This is a genomic window from Actinomadura viridis (genome assembly GCF_015751755.1).
Taxonomy (GTDB): Bacteria; Actinomycetota; Actinomycetes; order Streptosporangiales; family Streptosporangiaceae; genus Spirillospora; species Spirillospora viridis.
Map to the genome: position 1 here is coordinate 8,658,310 of NZ_JADOUA010000001.1, position 13,461 is coordinate 8,671,770.

The window sequence follows — 13,461 nt, forward strand, 5'->3', positions numbered from 1 at the left end:
CTCCGGAAGGTCGAGTCTCACCGGTTCAGCTCCGGCACGTCGAGCCGCCTGCCCTCACGCCACGCCTTCAGCCCCAGCTCGGCGAGCTGGACGCCCCGCGCACCCGCGTAGAAGTCCCAGTCGAACGGGGCGTCTTCGGCGACATGCCGCAGGAACATCTCCCACTGCACCTTGAAGCCGTTGTCGAACTCCTCGTTGTCGGGGACCTCCTGCCACTGGCCGCGGAAGTCCTCGGTCGCGGGCAGGTCGGGGTTCCACACCGGCTTGGGCGTCATCGAACGGTGCTGCACGCGGCACCGCCGCAGCCCCGCGACCGCGCTGCCCTCGGTGCCGTCCACCTGGAACTCCACCAGCTCGTCGCGAAACACCCGGGTGGTCCACGAGGAGTTGATCTGGGCGATGATCCCGCCGTCCAGCTCGAAGATGCCGTAGGCGGCGTCGTCGGCGGTGCAGTCGTAGGGCTTGCCGTCCTCGTCCACCCGCTCGGGGATGTGCGTGGCGCCCAGGGCCTGCACCGACCTGACCGGCGCGATCACGTTGTCGAGCACGTACCGCCAGTGGCAGAACATGTCGACGATGATCCCGCCGCCGTCCTCGGCCCGGTAGTTCCAGCTGGGCCGCTGCGCGTCCTGCCAGTCGCCCTCGAACACCCAGTAGCCGAACTCGCCGCGCACCGACAGGATGCGCCCGAAGAAGCCGCCGTCCACCAGCCGCTTCAGCTTGCGCAGCCCGGGCAGGAACAGCTTGTCCTGGACGACGCCGTGCCGGATGCCGGCCTCGTCGGCCAGCCGCGCCAGGGCCAGCGCGCCCTCCAGGTCGTCGGCCAGCGGCTTCTCGGTGTACACGTGCTTGCCCGCCGCGATGGCCGCGCGGATCGCCGGGAGCCGCGCCGAGGTGATCTGGGCGTCGAAGTAGATCTCGGTGCCGGGACGCTCCAGCGCCTCGGCCAGATCGGTCGTCCAGGCGTCCAGCCCGTGCTTCTCGGCCAGGGCGCGCAGCTTGTCCTCGCTGCGGCCGACCAGCACCGGCTCCGGCCACAGCACGGTGCCGTCGGCCAGCGTCAGCCCGCCCTGTTCCCGGATCGCCAGGATCGAACGGAGGAGATGCTGGCGATATCCCATGCGGCCGGTGACGCCGTTCATGACGATGCCGATGGACCTGCGTGCCATCGCGTTCCTTTCTTCGTACGTGTGCGGGGGGCTTGCGAAGGGGGCCGCGGGGTCAGTCCGCGGCGGCCCCCGCCCCCAGGAGGTCCCGGATCCGGGAGGTGACACGGGAGAACTCGGGCTTGGCCATGGTGGGGGAGTACTGGCGCTCGGCCGGCAGGTCGACGTCGATGATCTCCCTGATCGTCCCGGGCCGGTCGCTCATCACCACCACCCGGTTGGACAGGTAGGCCGCCTCCGCGATCGAGTGCGTGACCAGCAGCACGGTGGTGCCGGTCTCCCGCCAGATCCGGTTCATCTCGACGTTGAGCTGCTCGCGGGTGAGCGCGTCGAGGGCGCCGAACGGCTCGTCCATCAGCAGCACCCGCGGCTCGTGCAGCAGCGCGCGGCACAGCGCCACCCGCTGCTGCATCCCGCCGGACAGCTCGTGCGGGAGCGCGTCCTCGAACCCGCGCAGGCCGGTCATCTCGATCAGCTCGTCGGCGCGGCGCCTGGCCTGCGCCGACGGCATCTTGCGCATCTCGGCCTGGAGCAGGATGTTGCGGCGCGCGCTGCGCCACTCCAGCAGGGCCGCGCGCTGGAACACGTACCCGATGTCGTGCCGCGGGCCCGTCACCTTGTCGCCGCGCAGCCGCACGGTGCCGGTGGTGGGCTTGAGCAGGCCCGCGACCAGCTTCAGCAGCGTCGACTTGCCACAGCCCGACGGGCCCACGATGGACACGAACTCGCCCATGGGCACGTCGAGCGAGACCTCGCGCAGCGCCGTGACGTCGCGCTTGCGGGTACGGAAACGGACGGCCACCTCGTCCACGTGGACCGCGGCCTGGGCCTCGGCGGCGGGGTCGGTCTGGGGTGCGGTCTCCGGCTTGCTCATGATCCTCATCGATGGTCCCGTCGCTCGGTCAGCCCTGCGGTGCGGCGTCGGCCTGCCAGTACGCGCCGGGCTCCTGCGGCTTGGTGATGACACCGGTCTGGGCGAAGAGGTCGATCGTCGCCTTCCAGTCGGCCTCGGTGTTGACGCCGGGGGCCTTGCCCTTGGTGGCGTCGGTGTGCAGCAGGGTCAGGGTCGTCTTGAACTGCTCGGTGATGACCGGCACGGGCGGCAGCTGGTCGGAGGCCCCGGCCATGGCCGCGACCGCGTTGTCATGGTCGCCCTGCGCGGCGGTCCAGGACTCGCTGGTCGCGGTGACCATCCGCTTCACCAGGTCGGCCTCGCTCTTGAGCTTGCGCTCGCCCACCAGCAGCCCGTTGGAGTAGAAGTTCAGGCCGAACTCCGAGAAGCGCAGCGCCGACACCGGCTTCTTGGCCTTGTCCTGCATGATCGGGCCCTGGTCGCTGGCGAAGCCGAGCAGCCCGTCGGCCTTGCCGGAGATCACCGCGGCGATCTTGCCCGCCGGGTCGGTGTTCTGGATCGGCACGTCGGCCTCGCTCATCCCGTTCTTCTTCAGGAAGGCGGGGAAGGTGCGCGACAGCGCGTCGCCCGCCGTGCCGGCGATGCGCTTGCCCTTGAGGTCGGCGGGCTTCTTGATGCCGGTCTCGGTGAACGACTGGACCGAGGCGGCGGTGGTCTGCAGGTACACGCCGAGGCTCTTGACCGGCATGCCCTTGTCGACGGCCGCCAGCAGCGCCGGGGTGTCGGCCCAGCCGAAGTCGGTCTGGCCCGCGCCGGTGGCCTGGACGGTCTTCTGCGAGCCCTGGCCGGCGTTGATCTGCAGGTCGATGCCGTGCTTCTCGAAGATCCCCTGCTTCTTGCCGTAGTAGAACGGCGCGTGCTCGCCGTAGGGGTACCAGTTGAGGGTCAGCGTCACCTTGGTGAGCTTCTTGCCGGAGGCGCTGGTGGTCTCGTCGGAGTCCCCGCCGCCGCAGCCGGCGGTGAGCGCCAGGGCCGGGAGGAGGGCGGTGGCGATGGTGGCGAAGGTGCGGAGTTTCATGGGGTGGTCTCCGTTAGTAGGTGGTCGTCACGGCGTCGCCGCGGCGGCTGGCGTGCCAGGGCAGGAGGAACTGCTCGGCCAGTTCGACCAGGACGAACAGCACGACGCCGATCAGCGACATGACCAGTAGTCCGGCGAACAGCATGGGGGTGTCGAGGTTGCCGTTGGCCTGGAGGATCACGTAGCCCAGGCCCTCGTTGGCGCCGACGAACTCGCCGACGACGGCGCCGGTGACCGCCAGCGTCACCGCGACCTTGAGCCCGGAGAAGAGGTAGGGCAGCGAGGCCGGGAACCTGATCTTGACGAACGTCTGCCAGGGACCGGCGCCCATCGTGGACGACAGCTGCACCATCTCCGGGTCCACCGCCTTCAGCCCGGTGACCATGGAGATGACCACGGGGAAGAAGGCGATGAGCACCGCGACCACGATCTTGGGCGCGATGCCGAAGCCGAGCCAGACCACGAACAGCGGGGCGATCGCGATCTTGGGGATGACCTGCGCGAACAGCAGGACGGGGTAGAGCGTCTTCTCGATCGTCGTGGAGTAGACCATCACCACCGCGGCGGCGATGCCCACGATCACGGCGATCGCGAAGCCGAGCAGGGTCTCGTAGGTCGTCACCCAGCTGTGGTGCCAGATGTAGGACCACTTGTCGGCCATCAGGCTCAGCGTGGTGCCGGGGGACGGGACGAGGTAGGGCTCGACCAGTTCGGCCGCGGTGACCGCCCACCAGGCGGCGAGGCAGGCGATGAGCAGGCCGACCGGCCGCCACGAGCGCTCCAGCGCGTCGCGGGCGCGCTCGCCCGGGGTGGGGCCGCTCCGCTCGGCCACGCCCGTGGGGGGCGCGTCCGGTGAAGCGGTGGTGGTGCCCTGACTCACCATGGGACCTCCGTGGTCGGGGACGGACGTGTGGCCGGGAAAGCGCATTCTGAAAGCGCTTTCTGATGTACCGTAAGAACGGCGCACGGCGAGGTCAAGAGGGTGACCCACCCCAATCTGGCCACGAACAGCGAGGTTGACCGAGGTTGACCGGGTTTGACCAAGGGGGCGGCGAGTGACCGAGGACGAGCGGACGCCCGGCCGGCCGCACGTGACGTTGCAGGATGTGGCCCGGCGGGCGGGGGTCTCCCTGGCGACCGCCTCGCGGGTGCTGAACGGCACCACGCAGGTCCGGGCCGACCTGCGGGAACGGGTGCTGGCGGCGTCCGGCGAGCTGGCCTACACGCCCAACGCGCACGCGCAGGCGCTGGCCGGCTCCTCCAGCATGGCGATCGGGGTCATCTGCCACGACGTCAGCGACCCGTACTTCGCCAGCATCGCCCGTGGCGTGATGCGGACCGCCGCCGAGCACGGGCTGATGGTCATGCTGGCCAGCACGTTCCGCGATCCGGCCCGCGAGATCGAGTACATCGCGATGCTGCGCGCCCAGCGGGCCCGCGCGATCCTGCTGATCGGCTCCGGCTTCGAGGACCGCGACTGGGAACGTTCGATGGGCGCCGAGCTGGAGCATTACCAGCGGGCCGGCGGCCGGGTCGCGGTGGTGAGCCGGCACCGCACCCTCAAGGCCGACGCGGTGCTGCCGCAGAACCGCGAGGGAGCGGCCGAGCTGGCCCGCACGCTGGTCGGCCTGGGGCATCGCGACTTCGCCGTGCTCACCGGCCCGCGCCTGCTCACCACCGTCGCCGACCGGCTCGGCGGTTTCGCCGACGCCCTGGCCGAGGCCGGGATCGAGCTGCCCGAGGACCGGGTGATCGAGGCCGGCTTCACCCGTGACGGCGGCTACGCGGCGGCCGAGCGGCTGCTGAACGGCGGCGACCTTCCGACCTGCGTCTTCGCCGTCACCGACGTCATGGCGATCGGCGCGCTGGCCGCGTTCCGCGACCACGGCGTGGACGTGCCCGGCCAGGTGTCGCTGGCCGGCTTCGACGACATCCCCATCGTCCGCGACCTCACCCCGCCCCTCACCACCGTGGCGCTCCCGCTCGACCTCATGGGCGAGCGGGTCATGGAACTGGCCGTCCGCGAGCCCGCCTCCCGGCGCAGCCGGGTGGAACGGATCAAGGGCGAGGTCGTCCTGCGCAGCAGCACCGCAGCCCCCCGGCAACGACGATGAACACGGAGCCGCCGATGAGTCCCCAGCCCTCCACCCCGCCTGCCCCCGCCGCGGCGAACCTGCGCGACCTGCGGATCGAGCGCGTCGAGACGTTCGCGGTCGCGCTGCCGACCCGGCGGTCCTTCGGGGTCGCCGGCGGCGCGGTCGCCGTCGCCGGCCGGCCCAGCCTGCGCGTCCTGGTCAAGGTGAGCGCGGACGGCGTGAGCGGCTGGGGCGAGGCGACCCCCATCCCCGCCTGGACCTACGAGACCGCCGAGTCGATCGTCACCACCGTCGACCGCTACCTGGCCCCCGCCGTCGCCGGCCGTCCCGCCTGGGACCTGGACGGGGCGAACGCGGCCTTCGAACGGGCGATCAACCGCGGTTTCAGCATCGGCGCGCCGCTGGCCAAGTGCGCGCTGGACGTCGCGCTGAACGACCTCCTCGGGCGGGCCGCGGGCGTCCCGCTCGGCGTGCTGTGGGGGCGGCGCCGCACCGAGCGGATCGAGCTGGGCTGGATCGTCTCCGGCCAGTCTCCCGCCGAAGTGGGCGACAGCGTGGCCGAGGGACGCGACCTGGGCTACGGCGCGTTCAAGGTCAAGATCGGCCTGCACGACGAGGCGACCGACGCGGCCGTGGTGGAGGCCGTCCGCGCGCACGCGGGCGACGGCGCCCCGCTGTGGGTCGACGCCAACCAGGGCTACACGGTGCACGCCGCGCTGCGGATGGCCGGGCGCCTGCGCGGGCTGGACGTCACCGCGTTCGAGCAGCCGCTTCCCGCCAACGACGTCGCCGGGCTGCGCCGCCTGCGGGAGACCTGCCCGATCCCGGTGGCGCTGGACGAGAGCCTGCGCCACCCGTCCGACCTGTCGACCTTCGTCCGCCTGGAGGCGATCGACATCGCCATCGCGAAGGTCCAGCGCAACGGCGGGCTCACGCTCTCACGGCGGATGTGCGCGCTGGCCGAGGACAGCGGCGTCCAGCTGATGGGCTCCGGCCTGACCGACTCGGACCTGGGGCTGGCGGCGTCCCTGCACCTGTTCGCCGCCCACGGCATCGACACCCCGGTCGACCTCAACGGCCGCCAGTTCGTGGAGTCCCCGTACGCCGGCCCGACCGTGCGGGTCGAGGGCGGCACCGCCCACGTCCCCGACGGTCCCGGGCTGGGCGTGGAGGTCGACGAGGCCGAGGTGCGCCGCCTCGCCGTCGACGTCCTGACCACCGGCGTCCCGTAACAGGGCCGTGCCCGAGGGCATGGGCCCGCGGGTCCGGCCGTCACCAAGACTCGCCAGATGCGCCGAACTCGGCGGCGCGGTCGTTTCCGGTCCCAAGGGACAGGGGCCCGGCGCGTACTGCGTCATCCAGGACCCCGCCGGAGCCGTGCTGGCGCTGATGCAGAACCCCGGCTAGGGAGTACTTCCCGGCGTGATCCCCTCGGGGGCCGCTCGGAAGGCCCGACGGGCGTTCCGAGCGGCCCCCGTGTCACTGCTCGCCGCCCTGGTCGTCGGCCGCGGTGGCGGTGTCGGCGGAGGGGGCCGGCTGCTCCTGATCCGGGTTCGCCGAGCCCTGCGTGGGCCAGGCGACGATCCTGGTGCGACGGGGATTGGCCAGAGAGGTGCTCACGGTTGTCGCCGTCCTCCTAGAACGATGGGTGTGCGCTCCGCGGCGTGCGCGGAGAAGGAGATCTTCTCGGATGACCCGCCCTGTTCCGCAAAATGGTCTAGACCTACGGTCTCTGACGAGGACCGATTCCGCGCGACCGCTCGCCGATGCCGGTGCGCGGGGGCGCAGGTTTCCTGCGCGCGGCGGAAAGCCGGTGGTGTGCGGGCGCTCTAGAGTTCGTCACCCGCGGGAACGGACGGGAACGCCACCGGGGATGTGGGACCGCTGAGGGGACGGCCCCACAACCGTTCCCGCTCTCGGAGGTCAAAGCTTGCGGCCGACCGCGCCGTACATCCAGATGCGGTCGAGGTCGGGCGTGACCGGGCCGTCCGGGCGCCACAGGGGGAGTTGCACGATCCCCGGGTCCAGCAGGCCGAACCCCTCGAAGGCGCGCTCGATCTCGGCCTTCGGGCGGGTCACCGTGGGGATGCCGACGCGCTTGTACGCGCCGGTCACCCGGGCGGCCTGGACGGCGCGCAGGTCCTGGGTCGGATGGGAGAGCACCAGGTGGCCGCCCGGGGCCATCGCGTCGCGGAACGGGGCGACGACCGTGGCCGGCTCGGGATCGGGGACGAACTGGAGCACCGAGGTGATGAGGATCGCCAGCGGGCGGCCGAAGTCGATGATCCCGCGCACGTCGGGATCGGCGAGGATCCGCTCCGGCTCGCGGACGTCGGCCTCGACGACCGCCGTCGGGCCCGGCCCGCCGGCCTCTTCCCCGGGTACCTGCCGGTGCGCGGTCAGCAGGGCCCGCGCGTGCACGATCACGACCGGGTCGTTGTCGACGTACACGACCCGCGTCTCGGGGGCGATCTCCTGGGCCATCTCGTGCACGTTGCGCCGCGTCGGCAGGCCCGTGCCGATGTCGAGGAACTGCCGGATTCCCGCGTCCACCAGGTGGCGGACGGCCCGCCGCAGGAAGGCGCGGTTCTCGGCCGCGATGGCGCGGAGCTCGGGCGCGACCGCGAGCGCCTCCTCGGCGACCCGGCGGTCGGCCTCGAAGCTGTCCCTGCCGCCGAGGTAGTAGTCGTACAGGCGCGCCGGATGGGCGGCGTGCATGCCGAGCACCGCCGGGGAACGCCGGTCGTCCGCCACCTGCTCGACCTCCAGTACCCGCGGGCCCGCGCCCGCCATGCGACAAGATCGCCGACTCCGCTCGGAATCCTATGCGGGAGATGACCGGGCGAAGGGGGCGACTGTCCAAAAAACATCCGGTGCGGTCGCGTGTCACGGCGCGGACCCGCGGGAGGGATCAGTCGCCGGGTTCCCGGTGCGTGGCGAGCCAGGCGTGCAGGAGCATGTGGAACTCCAGGCGCCGCGCCGGGTCGTAGAGGTCGTCGCCGAAGAGCGACTCCAGCTGGCGGACCCGGTAGCGGATGGTCTGAGCATGGACCTGGAGACGGACCGAAACCTGGGTGGCGTTGAACCCGCATTCGAGCAGGGTCAGGAAGGTCTCGGCGAGCCGGTGGCGCTGCGCGGGGCGCAGCCTCATCAGCGGTTCGAGCCTGCGGGACGCGGCGCGTTCGAGCAGGTCGCGGTCCTGTGCCATCAGCAGGATCGGCGCGTGCTCCTCCGCGAGCACCAGGCCGTCGTGGACGATGACACCGGCCGAGGCCAGGTCGAGCGCCTGCCGGGCCCAGCGCAGCGACCGGGCCAGCTCGGTGGGCGTGACCGTCGGACCCAGCGCGCCCACCCAGTCGCGCAGCCCGGCGCGCAGCAGCCGGTGGCGGCCGGGCCCGTCGGGGTCGGGGACGATCAGGCACGGCCGCTCCAGGTGCAGCCCGGGCAGGATGTCCTCGGGGAACGAGGGCGGATGGGCGTCGGGGTGCCGCTCGCCGAGCGCGAGGGCGGCCACGGTGCGCGGCAGCCGCCAGTCCGCCGCCTGCGCGGGCTCGCGCAGGTCGGCGAGCCGGGGCGCGGGCTCCTCGACCAGCAGGTCCAGCAGCCTGCGGCGGCGGTTGCGCCGCTCGCCGACCGCCCGCGCGGTGACCTCGCCGTGCCCCTCGGCGACCACCGAGACCAGGCCGTCGAGGTAGAGCAGGACCGCCTGCGCGACCTGGGCGATCAGGCCGGCCGTGACGGGGTGCTCGCTGCGTTCGGACGCCTCGGTGAGCCGCCCCACCGCCACCCCCGCTCCGGTGCGCATCGCCGCCTGGAGCGGTTCCAGGCTCCGGCCCTCCCGTGCCTCACCGACCCCGATCTCGCGGAAGAAGTCCATGATCTCCGCCGAGGAGAGGCGGGGATCGGCGAAGAGGTCGACGAAATGCCCGATCGACCAGCCGACGCACTGCTCCAGCACCTCCGAGTAGCGGGCGTCGTGCGGGCGGGCGTACTCGGGCACGCCGCGTTCGATCTCGGCCACCGCCTCCTTCACGATGGCGGGAACGTGCTTGCGCAGCGATCGGGCCAGCGAGGCCGTCATGCCGTCGGGGAACTGTGACTGGATGTCGAGCAGCCGATCGGACACCTCCACCGCGAACCAGTCCTTTCCGCCAGAGAACCCCAAGCTCACATGTAACCCGACTCACACATGATCGTCGGAGAAGCGGGCGGACGGGGACCGGGGGCCTGGCCCGTTCCGGACCGAACGTTGAGGTGACGACCTGGGGTTTCAGTGGTGTTCATCCCGATCTGGTGGGTAAAGGCAGTGCATGCCCGAGTCAACCGACCAGAACCTCGTTCTCGCCAGGTCCGTGATCGACGCCGCCCAGCGCGAGATGTGGAGCAAGGCGCGGCAGCGGGTGCCCGCGATCCGGTTCGGGGTTCTGGCCGGGACGCTGGGCGTGCTCGCCACGGCCGCGGGCCACCGCTTCAACGTGATGATGCTGGAGCGCAAGCTGCCTCCGGAGGTCGCGTCCCTGGTCGCCGCCGCCGTGTACACCGGCGGGGCCGGCTGCGCGGCGGTGGCCGCCGCGCGCCGCTGGCGCGGGCTGCCCGCGCCCCTGCCCACCGAGACGGCCCGCCAGGTCGCCGAGATCATCGCCGACACCGCCCGCGACTGACCGCGTCCGGCACGTCCGCCGGGTCCCGTCCGCGGATCTTGACGGCCTCCCATGAAATGATGATACGAAAGATGTATTAACGTCTCACCGCGGTGGGTGGTCACCATGCCGGATCTGGACGTACACCGCCCCCACACCGGGGCCATCCCCGGCCCCGGCTCCCTCACCTGGCGCTATGCCGGAGACTGGCGCGGCCTGCTCACCAGCCGCGCCACGCTGGTCCTCCAGGTGGCCCATCCCGCCGTCGGCGCGGGCGTCGCCGACCACTCCGGCTTCCTGGAGCGGCGAGGAGGACCGCCTGTACGGCGAGTGGGTCGACCTGGCCCTGGCGCTGGGCATCACGCGCCGCCACGTCCCCGACGGCCCCGCCGCCTTCCGCGACTACTTCACCGCCATGGTGAACGACCGGCTGGAGTGCAACGACACCGTACGGCTGCTCATCGACCTCGACCACAGGCCGCTGCCGCCCCCGCCGCGCTGGCCCTTCCCGGTGTCCGCCTGGTCGGGGGTCGCGCTGCCGCCGACCGTCCTGCTCCGCAAGGTCGGCATCGGCAGCCTCCCGCCCGTCCTGCGCGAGCGCTGCGGGCTGCGCTGGACCGCCGCCGACGAACGCCGCTTCCGGCACTTCGCGCGCGCGATGCGGCTGGCCGACACCGTGATGATCGACCGGCTGCGCACCTCGCCGATCGCGGCCCGCGCCATGCGCACGTCCAGGCCGGGGCCATGACGGCGCTCGCCTGGCGGCTCCAGCGGTACGGTGGCGCGGGCCGGTCGGCGCGGCGGGGGGCGCGTGCCCCTACTCGGGTCCGCAGAAGGCGGCGGTGGCCGCCTTCTGCACGGCGGCGATGACCTGTGGGTACTCCTCGCCGAAGAAGTCCGCCTCGTTCACCGAGATGCTGATGTGCCGCCGGCCGTCGGAGGAGTGCAGCGACTGGGTGGTGAATCCGTGGATGCCGCCGTCCTTGCCCCATACCGTCACGCCGCAGGACAGCGGCATCCTCATCAGGCCCAACCCGTCCGCGCTGCCGTCCGGACTCCCGGTCGCGACGGTGGTCTGCATGGCCGCGAGCTGGGCGGGAGGCAGCAGCCGGCCGCCCAGCAGGGCCCCGAAGAAGCGGTTGAGATCGCCGGTGGTCGAGATCATCTCGCCCGCCGCGCCCGCCCAGCTCGGATCGAGCCGCGTGATGTCGACGGCCCGGCCGCCGACCCGCATGTAGCCGTGGGCGTGGGGGCCTGGAACGGACGTCCGGCCGCCGGGGACGGAGGTGTTCCCGAGCCCGAGCGGCACGATGATCCGCCGCCGGACCTCCTCGCCGTACGGCCTGCCCGTGACCTTCTCGATGACCAGGCCGGCCAGCAGGTAGTTGGTGTTGGAGTAATGCCACCCGCCGCCCGGCGGGAAGTAGGGCTCCTTCCGGGCCGCACCGCGAACGATCCGCTCGGGGGAGAAACCGGTGAAGCGGACCTTGTCGAGGAACTCCTGACCCCGGATCGGGTACGCGTCGGAGTCCTCGAGGTATTCGCGAAGGCCCGAGGTGTGGTTGAGCACCTGGCGGACGGTGATGTGCTCGCCGTTCGGCACGAGGCCGGGGAGATGCCGTTCGACCGGGTCGTCCAGGCCGAGTCGCCGTTCCGCGACGAGCTGGAGCAGGACCGTCGCGGTGAAGGTCTTGGTCGTGCTGCCGATCCGGAAACGTCCCTGCCGGGGCACGGGCCGCGACCCGCCCAGCCGCGCGGTACCGCTGGTGCCGCGCCACACGCCCCGTTCGTCGACGGTCTCGGCCTGCACGCCGACCGCTCCCGCGGCGACGACCGCGTCCAGCGACCGCTGAAGGTCCGGCCCGGCCGTCGCGGTGGCGGCGTGCGCGGCCGGTGCCAGCCCGACCGACATGGCCGCGGCCGTTGACAACAGGACGCGGCCGCCAACGTTGCTTACACGCATGGAAACACCCCTTCGGAATGTGGTGGAGAGGGTGTTCACACCGTGCCGGTCCGGCCGTTCGGCCCGCTTCCCCCGCAGGCATGGATCATCGGCCTCCGTTTCCGCCGTACGGCCGTGACCGTGCTCACCCGGACGGGGGAACGAGGACGGAGAAAAGGACAGGGCACACCATATAGACAGCTCTATTTGTACAATCATGCCGTGGCAGAGGAGACGAGGCCGGGGCGCGTGATCGGCGGTCGCTACCGGCTGGTCGACGAACTGGCGGCGGGCGGCTTCGGGCGGGTCTGGCGGGCGTGGGACACGATGCTCGAGGTCGAGGTGGCCGTCAAGGAGGTGTGGCTGCATCCGGGGATCAGCGGGCAGGTCCGCGACGACATGCTGCGGCGGGCCACCCGCGAGGCCCGCAACGCCGCCCGGCTGCGCAACCACCCGAACATCGTCACGGTGCACGACGTGGCCATCGAGGACGGTGTCCCCTGGACGGTCATGCAGCTCGTCACCGGACGCTCCCTGCACGAACGCGTCAGGGAGCAGGGGCCGCTGAAGCCCAAGACCGCCGAGAAGGTGGCCAGGGCGGTGCTGAAGGCGCTGGAGAAGGCGCACGAGGCGGGCATCGTGCACCGCGACGTCAAGCCCGCCAACGTCATGCTGGCCGCGGACGGGGAGGTCCTGCTCACCGACTTCGGGATCGCCGTCCAGCAGAACGAGACACGGCTCACCGCGCCCGGGACGTTCATCGGGACGGCCGAGTACCTCGCGCCGGAGCGGATCCGCGGCCGGGAGGAGCGGGCGGCGAGCGACCTGTTCTCGCTCGGGTCGACCCTGTACTACGCCGTCGAGGGCGTCTCGCCGTTCCACCGGGACGCGCCGGACGAGATCTACGGTGCGATCCTCACCGAGGAGGCCCCCGTACCGCGGCGGGCCGGACGCCTCGCGCCGCTGATCGAGCGTCTGCTGCGCAAGGACCCCGACCGGCGGCCGACCGCCACCCGGGCCCTGGAGCTGCTCGACCTGCCGCCGACCAAGGTCGTCACGCCCCCTCAGCCGAAGCCGAAGCCGAAACCTCCGAAGCCGAAGCCTCCGCAGGCTCCCAAGGCTCCTCCCAAGGCCCCTCCGAAGGCCCCTCCGAAGGCCCCTCCGAAGGCTCCTCCGAAGGCTCCTCCCAAGACCACTCCTCCGCCGCCGGCGAAGAACACCCAGCCCCCGAAGCCGAAGGCCGAGGAGAAGAAGGCGGAGAGCTCGGACGATACCTGGATGTGGCTGGTCGGCATCGCCGCCGTCATCTGCGGGCTGCTGTACGTCGGGAACCCGGGCTTCGCCGATACCGTCACCGACGACCTGGGGCTCGCCGGGGACCTGGCGGACGCGTCACAGGGCGACTGCCTGCACCGCGGGAAGAAGCTGAGGTGGGTCGAGGTGCCGTGCTGGTCGGCCGCGGCCGACCGTACCGTGACCACGACGGCCTCCCGCTCCTCCTACCTGATCCGCTCCCGCCTCTCCACGAGCAGCAGCAGCGGCACCAATACCTCGCCCTGCCGGCTGTACGGCGGCAGCGCGTACGAGGTCCAGGACAGCGGGTCCGGGCGGATCCTCTGCACCACCCCGAAGCAGTAGCGTCCGAGGCCGGGCGGAGGACCCCCGCCCGGCCTCGACGACCCGCGA

The 13,461-nt window shown here is 72.0% G+C and carries 14 protein-coding genes; 6 read left to right on the top strand and 8 right to left on the bottom strand.

The genetic code is table 11. The annotated features are described in order from the left end of the window. Positions 1-17: 17 nt before the first annotated feature. Genes IW256_RS39380 through IW256_RS39395 form a run of 4 tightly spaced genes read right to left on the bottom strand, consistent with a single transcriptional unit; the run spans position 18 to position 3,980 of the window. A complete protein-coding gene (locus IW256_RS39380; protein WP_197015783.1) occupies positions 18-1,169 on the bottom strand; it encodes a Gfo/Idh/MocA family protein in 1,152 nt (383 codons plus the stop codon). A 52-nt stretch (positions 1,170-1,221) separates the two neighbouring features. Next, on the bottom strand, positions 1,222-2,040 hold the full coding sequence (locus IW256_RS39385; RefSeq protein WP_197015784.1) for an ABC transporter ATP-binding protein: 819 nt from the start codon (positions 2,038-2,040) through the stop codon (positions 1,222-1,224). Positions 2,041-2,068: 28 nt separating this feature from the next. Beyond that, positions 2,069-3,097, bottom strand: coding sequence for an ABC transporter substrate-binding protein (locus IW256_RS39390; protein WP_197015785.1), 1,029 nt, complete (start codon positions 3,095-3,097; stop codon positions 2,069-2,071). Between the two features lie 13 nt (positions 3,098-3,110). Further along, positions 3,111-3,980 (bottom strand): ABC transporter permease, encoded by an 870-nt coding sequence (locus IW256_RS39395; RefSeq protein ID WP_197015786.1) that lies wholly within the window; start codon positions 3,978-3,980, stop codon positions 3,111-3,113. Between the two features lie 172 nt (positions 3,981-4,152). Between IW256_RS39395 and IW256_RS39400 the strand changes: the two genes are divergently transcribed. The 3 genes from IW256_RS39400 to IW256_RS39410 are packed head-to-tail and all read left to right on the top strand — an operon-like array spanning position 4,153 to position 6,600. Then, a complete protein-coding gene (locus IW256_RS39400) occupies positions 4,153-5,211 on the top strand; it encodes a LacI family DNA-binding transcriptional regulator (protein ID WP_197015787.1) in 1,059 nt (352 codons plus the stop codon). 14 nt (positions 5,212-5,225) lie between these two features. Next, positions 5,226-6,425 carry a mandelate racemase/muconate lactonizing enzyme family protein gene (locus IW256_RS39405; protein ID WP_197015788.1) on the top strand — a complete coding sequence of 400 codons (1,200 nt, stop codon included), beginning with the start codon at positions 5,226-5,228 and terminating at the stop codon, positions 6,423-6,425. A 7-nt stretch (positions 6,426-6,432) separates the two neighbouring features. Then, the gene (locus tag IW256_RS39410; protein WP_197015789.1) at positions 6,433-6,600 is read left to right on the top strand and encodes a VOC family protein; all 168 of its coding nucleotides are present in this window, start codon (positions 6,433-6,435) and stop codon (positions 6,598-6,600) included. 72 nt (positions 6,601-6,672) lie between these two features. Here IW256_RS39410 and IW256_RS39415 read toward each other — a convergent pair whose 3' ends face one another. The 3 genes from IW256_RS39415 to IW256_RS43020 all read right to left on the bottom strand — a co-directional run bounded on the left by IW256_RS39415 (position 6,673) and on the right by IW256_RS43020 (position 9,325). Next, complete coding sequence (locus IW256_RS39415) at positions 6,673-6,813, bottom strand: hypothetical protein (RefSeq protein WP_197015790.1); 141 nt, start codon at positions 6,811-6,813, stop codon at positions 6,673-6,675. A 303-nt stretch (positions 6,814-7,116) separates the two neighbouring features. After that, positions 7,117-7,986, bottom strand: a complete 870-nt coding sequence (locus tag IW256_RS39420) for an SAM-dependent methyltransferase (protein WP_231404106.1) — start codon at positions 7,984-7,986, stop codon at positions 7,117-7,119. A gap of 118 nt (positions 7,987-8,104) precedes the next feature. Beyond that, positions 8,105-9,325 (bottom strand): PucR-like N-terminal domain-containing protein, encoded by a 1,221-nt coding sequence (locus IW256_RS43020; protein ID WP_197015791.1) that lies wholly within the window; start codon positions 9,323-9,325, stop codon positions 8,105-8,107. A gap of 178 nt (positions 9,326-9,503) precedes the next feature. Between IW256_RS43020 and IW256_RS39430 the strand changes: the two genes are divergently transcribed. Next, positions 9,504-9,854: a phage holin family protein gene (locus IW256_RS39430; protein WP_197015792.1), complete on the top strand. Its 351-nt coding sequence runs from the start codon at positions 9,504-9,506 to the stop codon at positions 9,852-9,854. A 175-nt stretch (positions 9,855-10,029) separates the two neighbouring features. Further along, positions 10,030-10,581 (top strand): oxygenase MpaB family protein, encoded by a 552-nt coding sequence (locus tag IW256_RS39435; protein ID WP_197015793.1) that lies wholly within the window; start codon positions 10,030-10,032, stop codon positions 10,579-10,581. 69 nt (positions 10,582-10,650) lie between these two features. On the opposite strand, the gene IW256_RS39440 is transcribed toward IW256_RS39435, so the two are convergent. Beyond that, positions 10,651-11,796, bottom strand: coding sequence for a serine hydrolase domain-containing protein (locus tag IW256_RS39440; protein WP_197015794.1), 1,146 nt, complete (start codon positions 11,794-11,796; stop codon positions 10,651-10,653). Positions 11,797-11,997: 201 nt separating this feature from the next. Between IW256_RS39440 and IW256_RS39445 the strand changes: the two genes are divergently transcribed. Next, the gene (locus IW256_RS39445) at positions 11,998-13,413 is read left to right on the top strand and encodes a serine/threonine-protein kinase (RefSeq protein WP_197015795.1); all 1,416 of its coding nucleotides are present in this window, start codon (positions 11,998-12,000) and stop codon (positions 13,411-13,413) included. Positions 13,414-13,461: the final 48 nt, after the last annotated feature.

Excerpts from the sequence above, each read along its gene's own strand:
- IW256_RS39380 (WP_197015783.1), bottom strand. The coding sequence starts at position 1,169 with ATGGCACGCAGGTCCATCGGCATCGTCATGAACGGCGTCACCGGCCGC.
- IW256_RS39385 (WP_197015784.1), bottom strand. The coding sequence starts at position 2,040 with ATGAGCAAGCCGGAGACCGCACCCCAGACCGACCCCGCCGCCGAGGCC.
- IW256_RS39390 (WP_197015785.1), bottom strand. The coding sequence starts at position 3,097 with ATGAAACTCCGCACCTTCGCCACCATCGCCACCGCCCTCCTCCCGGCC.
- IW256_RS39395 (WP_197015786.1), bottom strand. The coding sequence starts at position 3,980 with ATGGTGAGTCAGGGCACCACCACCGCTTCACCGGACGCGCCCCCCACG.
- IW256_RS39405 (WP_197015788.1), top strand. The coding sequence starts at position 5,226 with ATGAGTCCCCAGCCCTCCACCCCGCCTGCCCCCGCCGCGGCGAACCTG.
- IW256_RS39420 (WP_231404106.1), bottom strand. The coding sequence starts at position 7,986 with ATGGCGGGCGCGGGCCCGCGGGTACTGGAGGTCGAGCAGGTGGCGGAC.
- IW256_RS39430 (WP_197015792.1), top strand. The coding sequence starts at position 9,504 with ATGCCCGAGTCAACCGACCAGAACCTCGTTCTCGCCAGGTCCGTGATC.
- IW256_RS39435 (WP_197015793.1), top strand. The coding sequence starts at position 10,030 with ATGCCGGAGACTGGCGCGGCCTGCTCACCAGCCGCGCCACGCTGGTCC.
- IW256_RS39440 (WP_197015794.1), bottom strand. The coding sequence starts at position 11,796 with ATGCGTGTAAGCAACGTTGGCGGCCGCGTCCTGTTGTCAACGGCCGCG.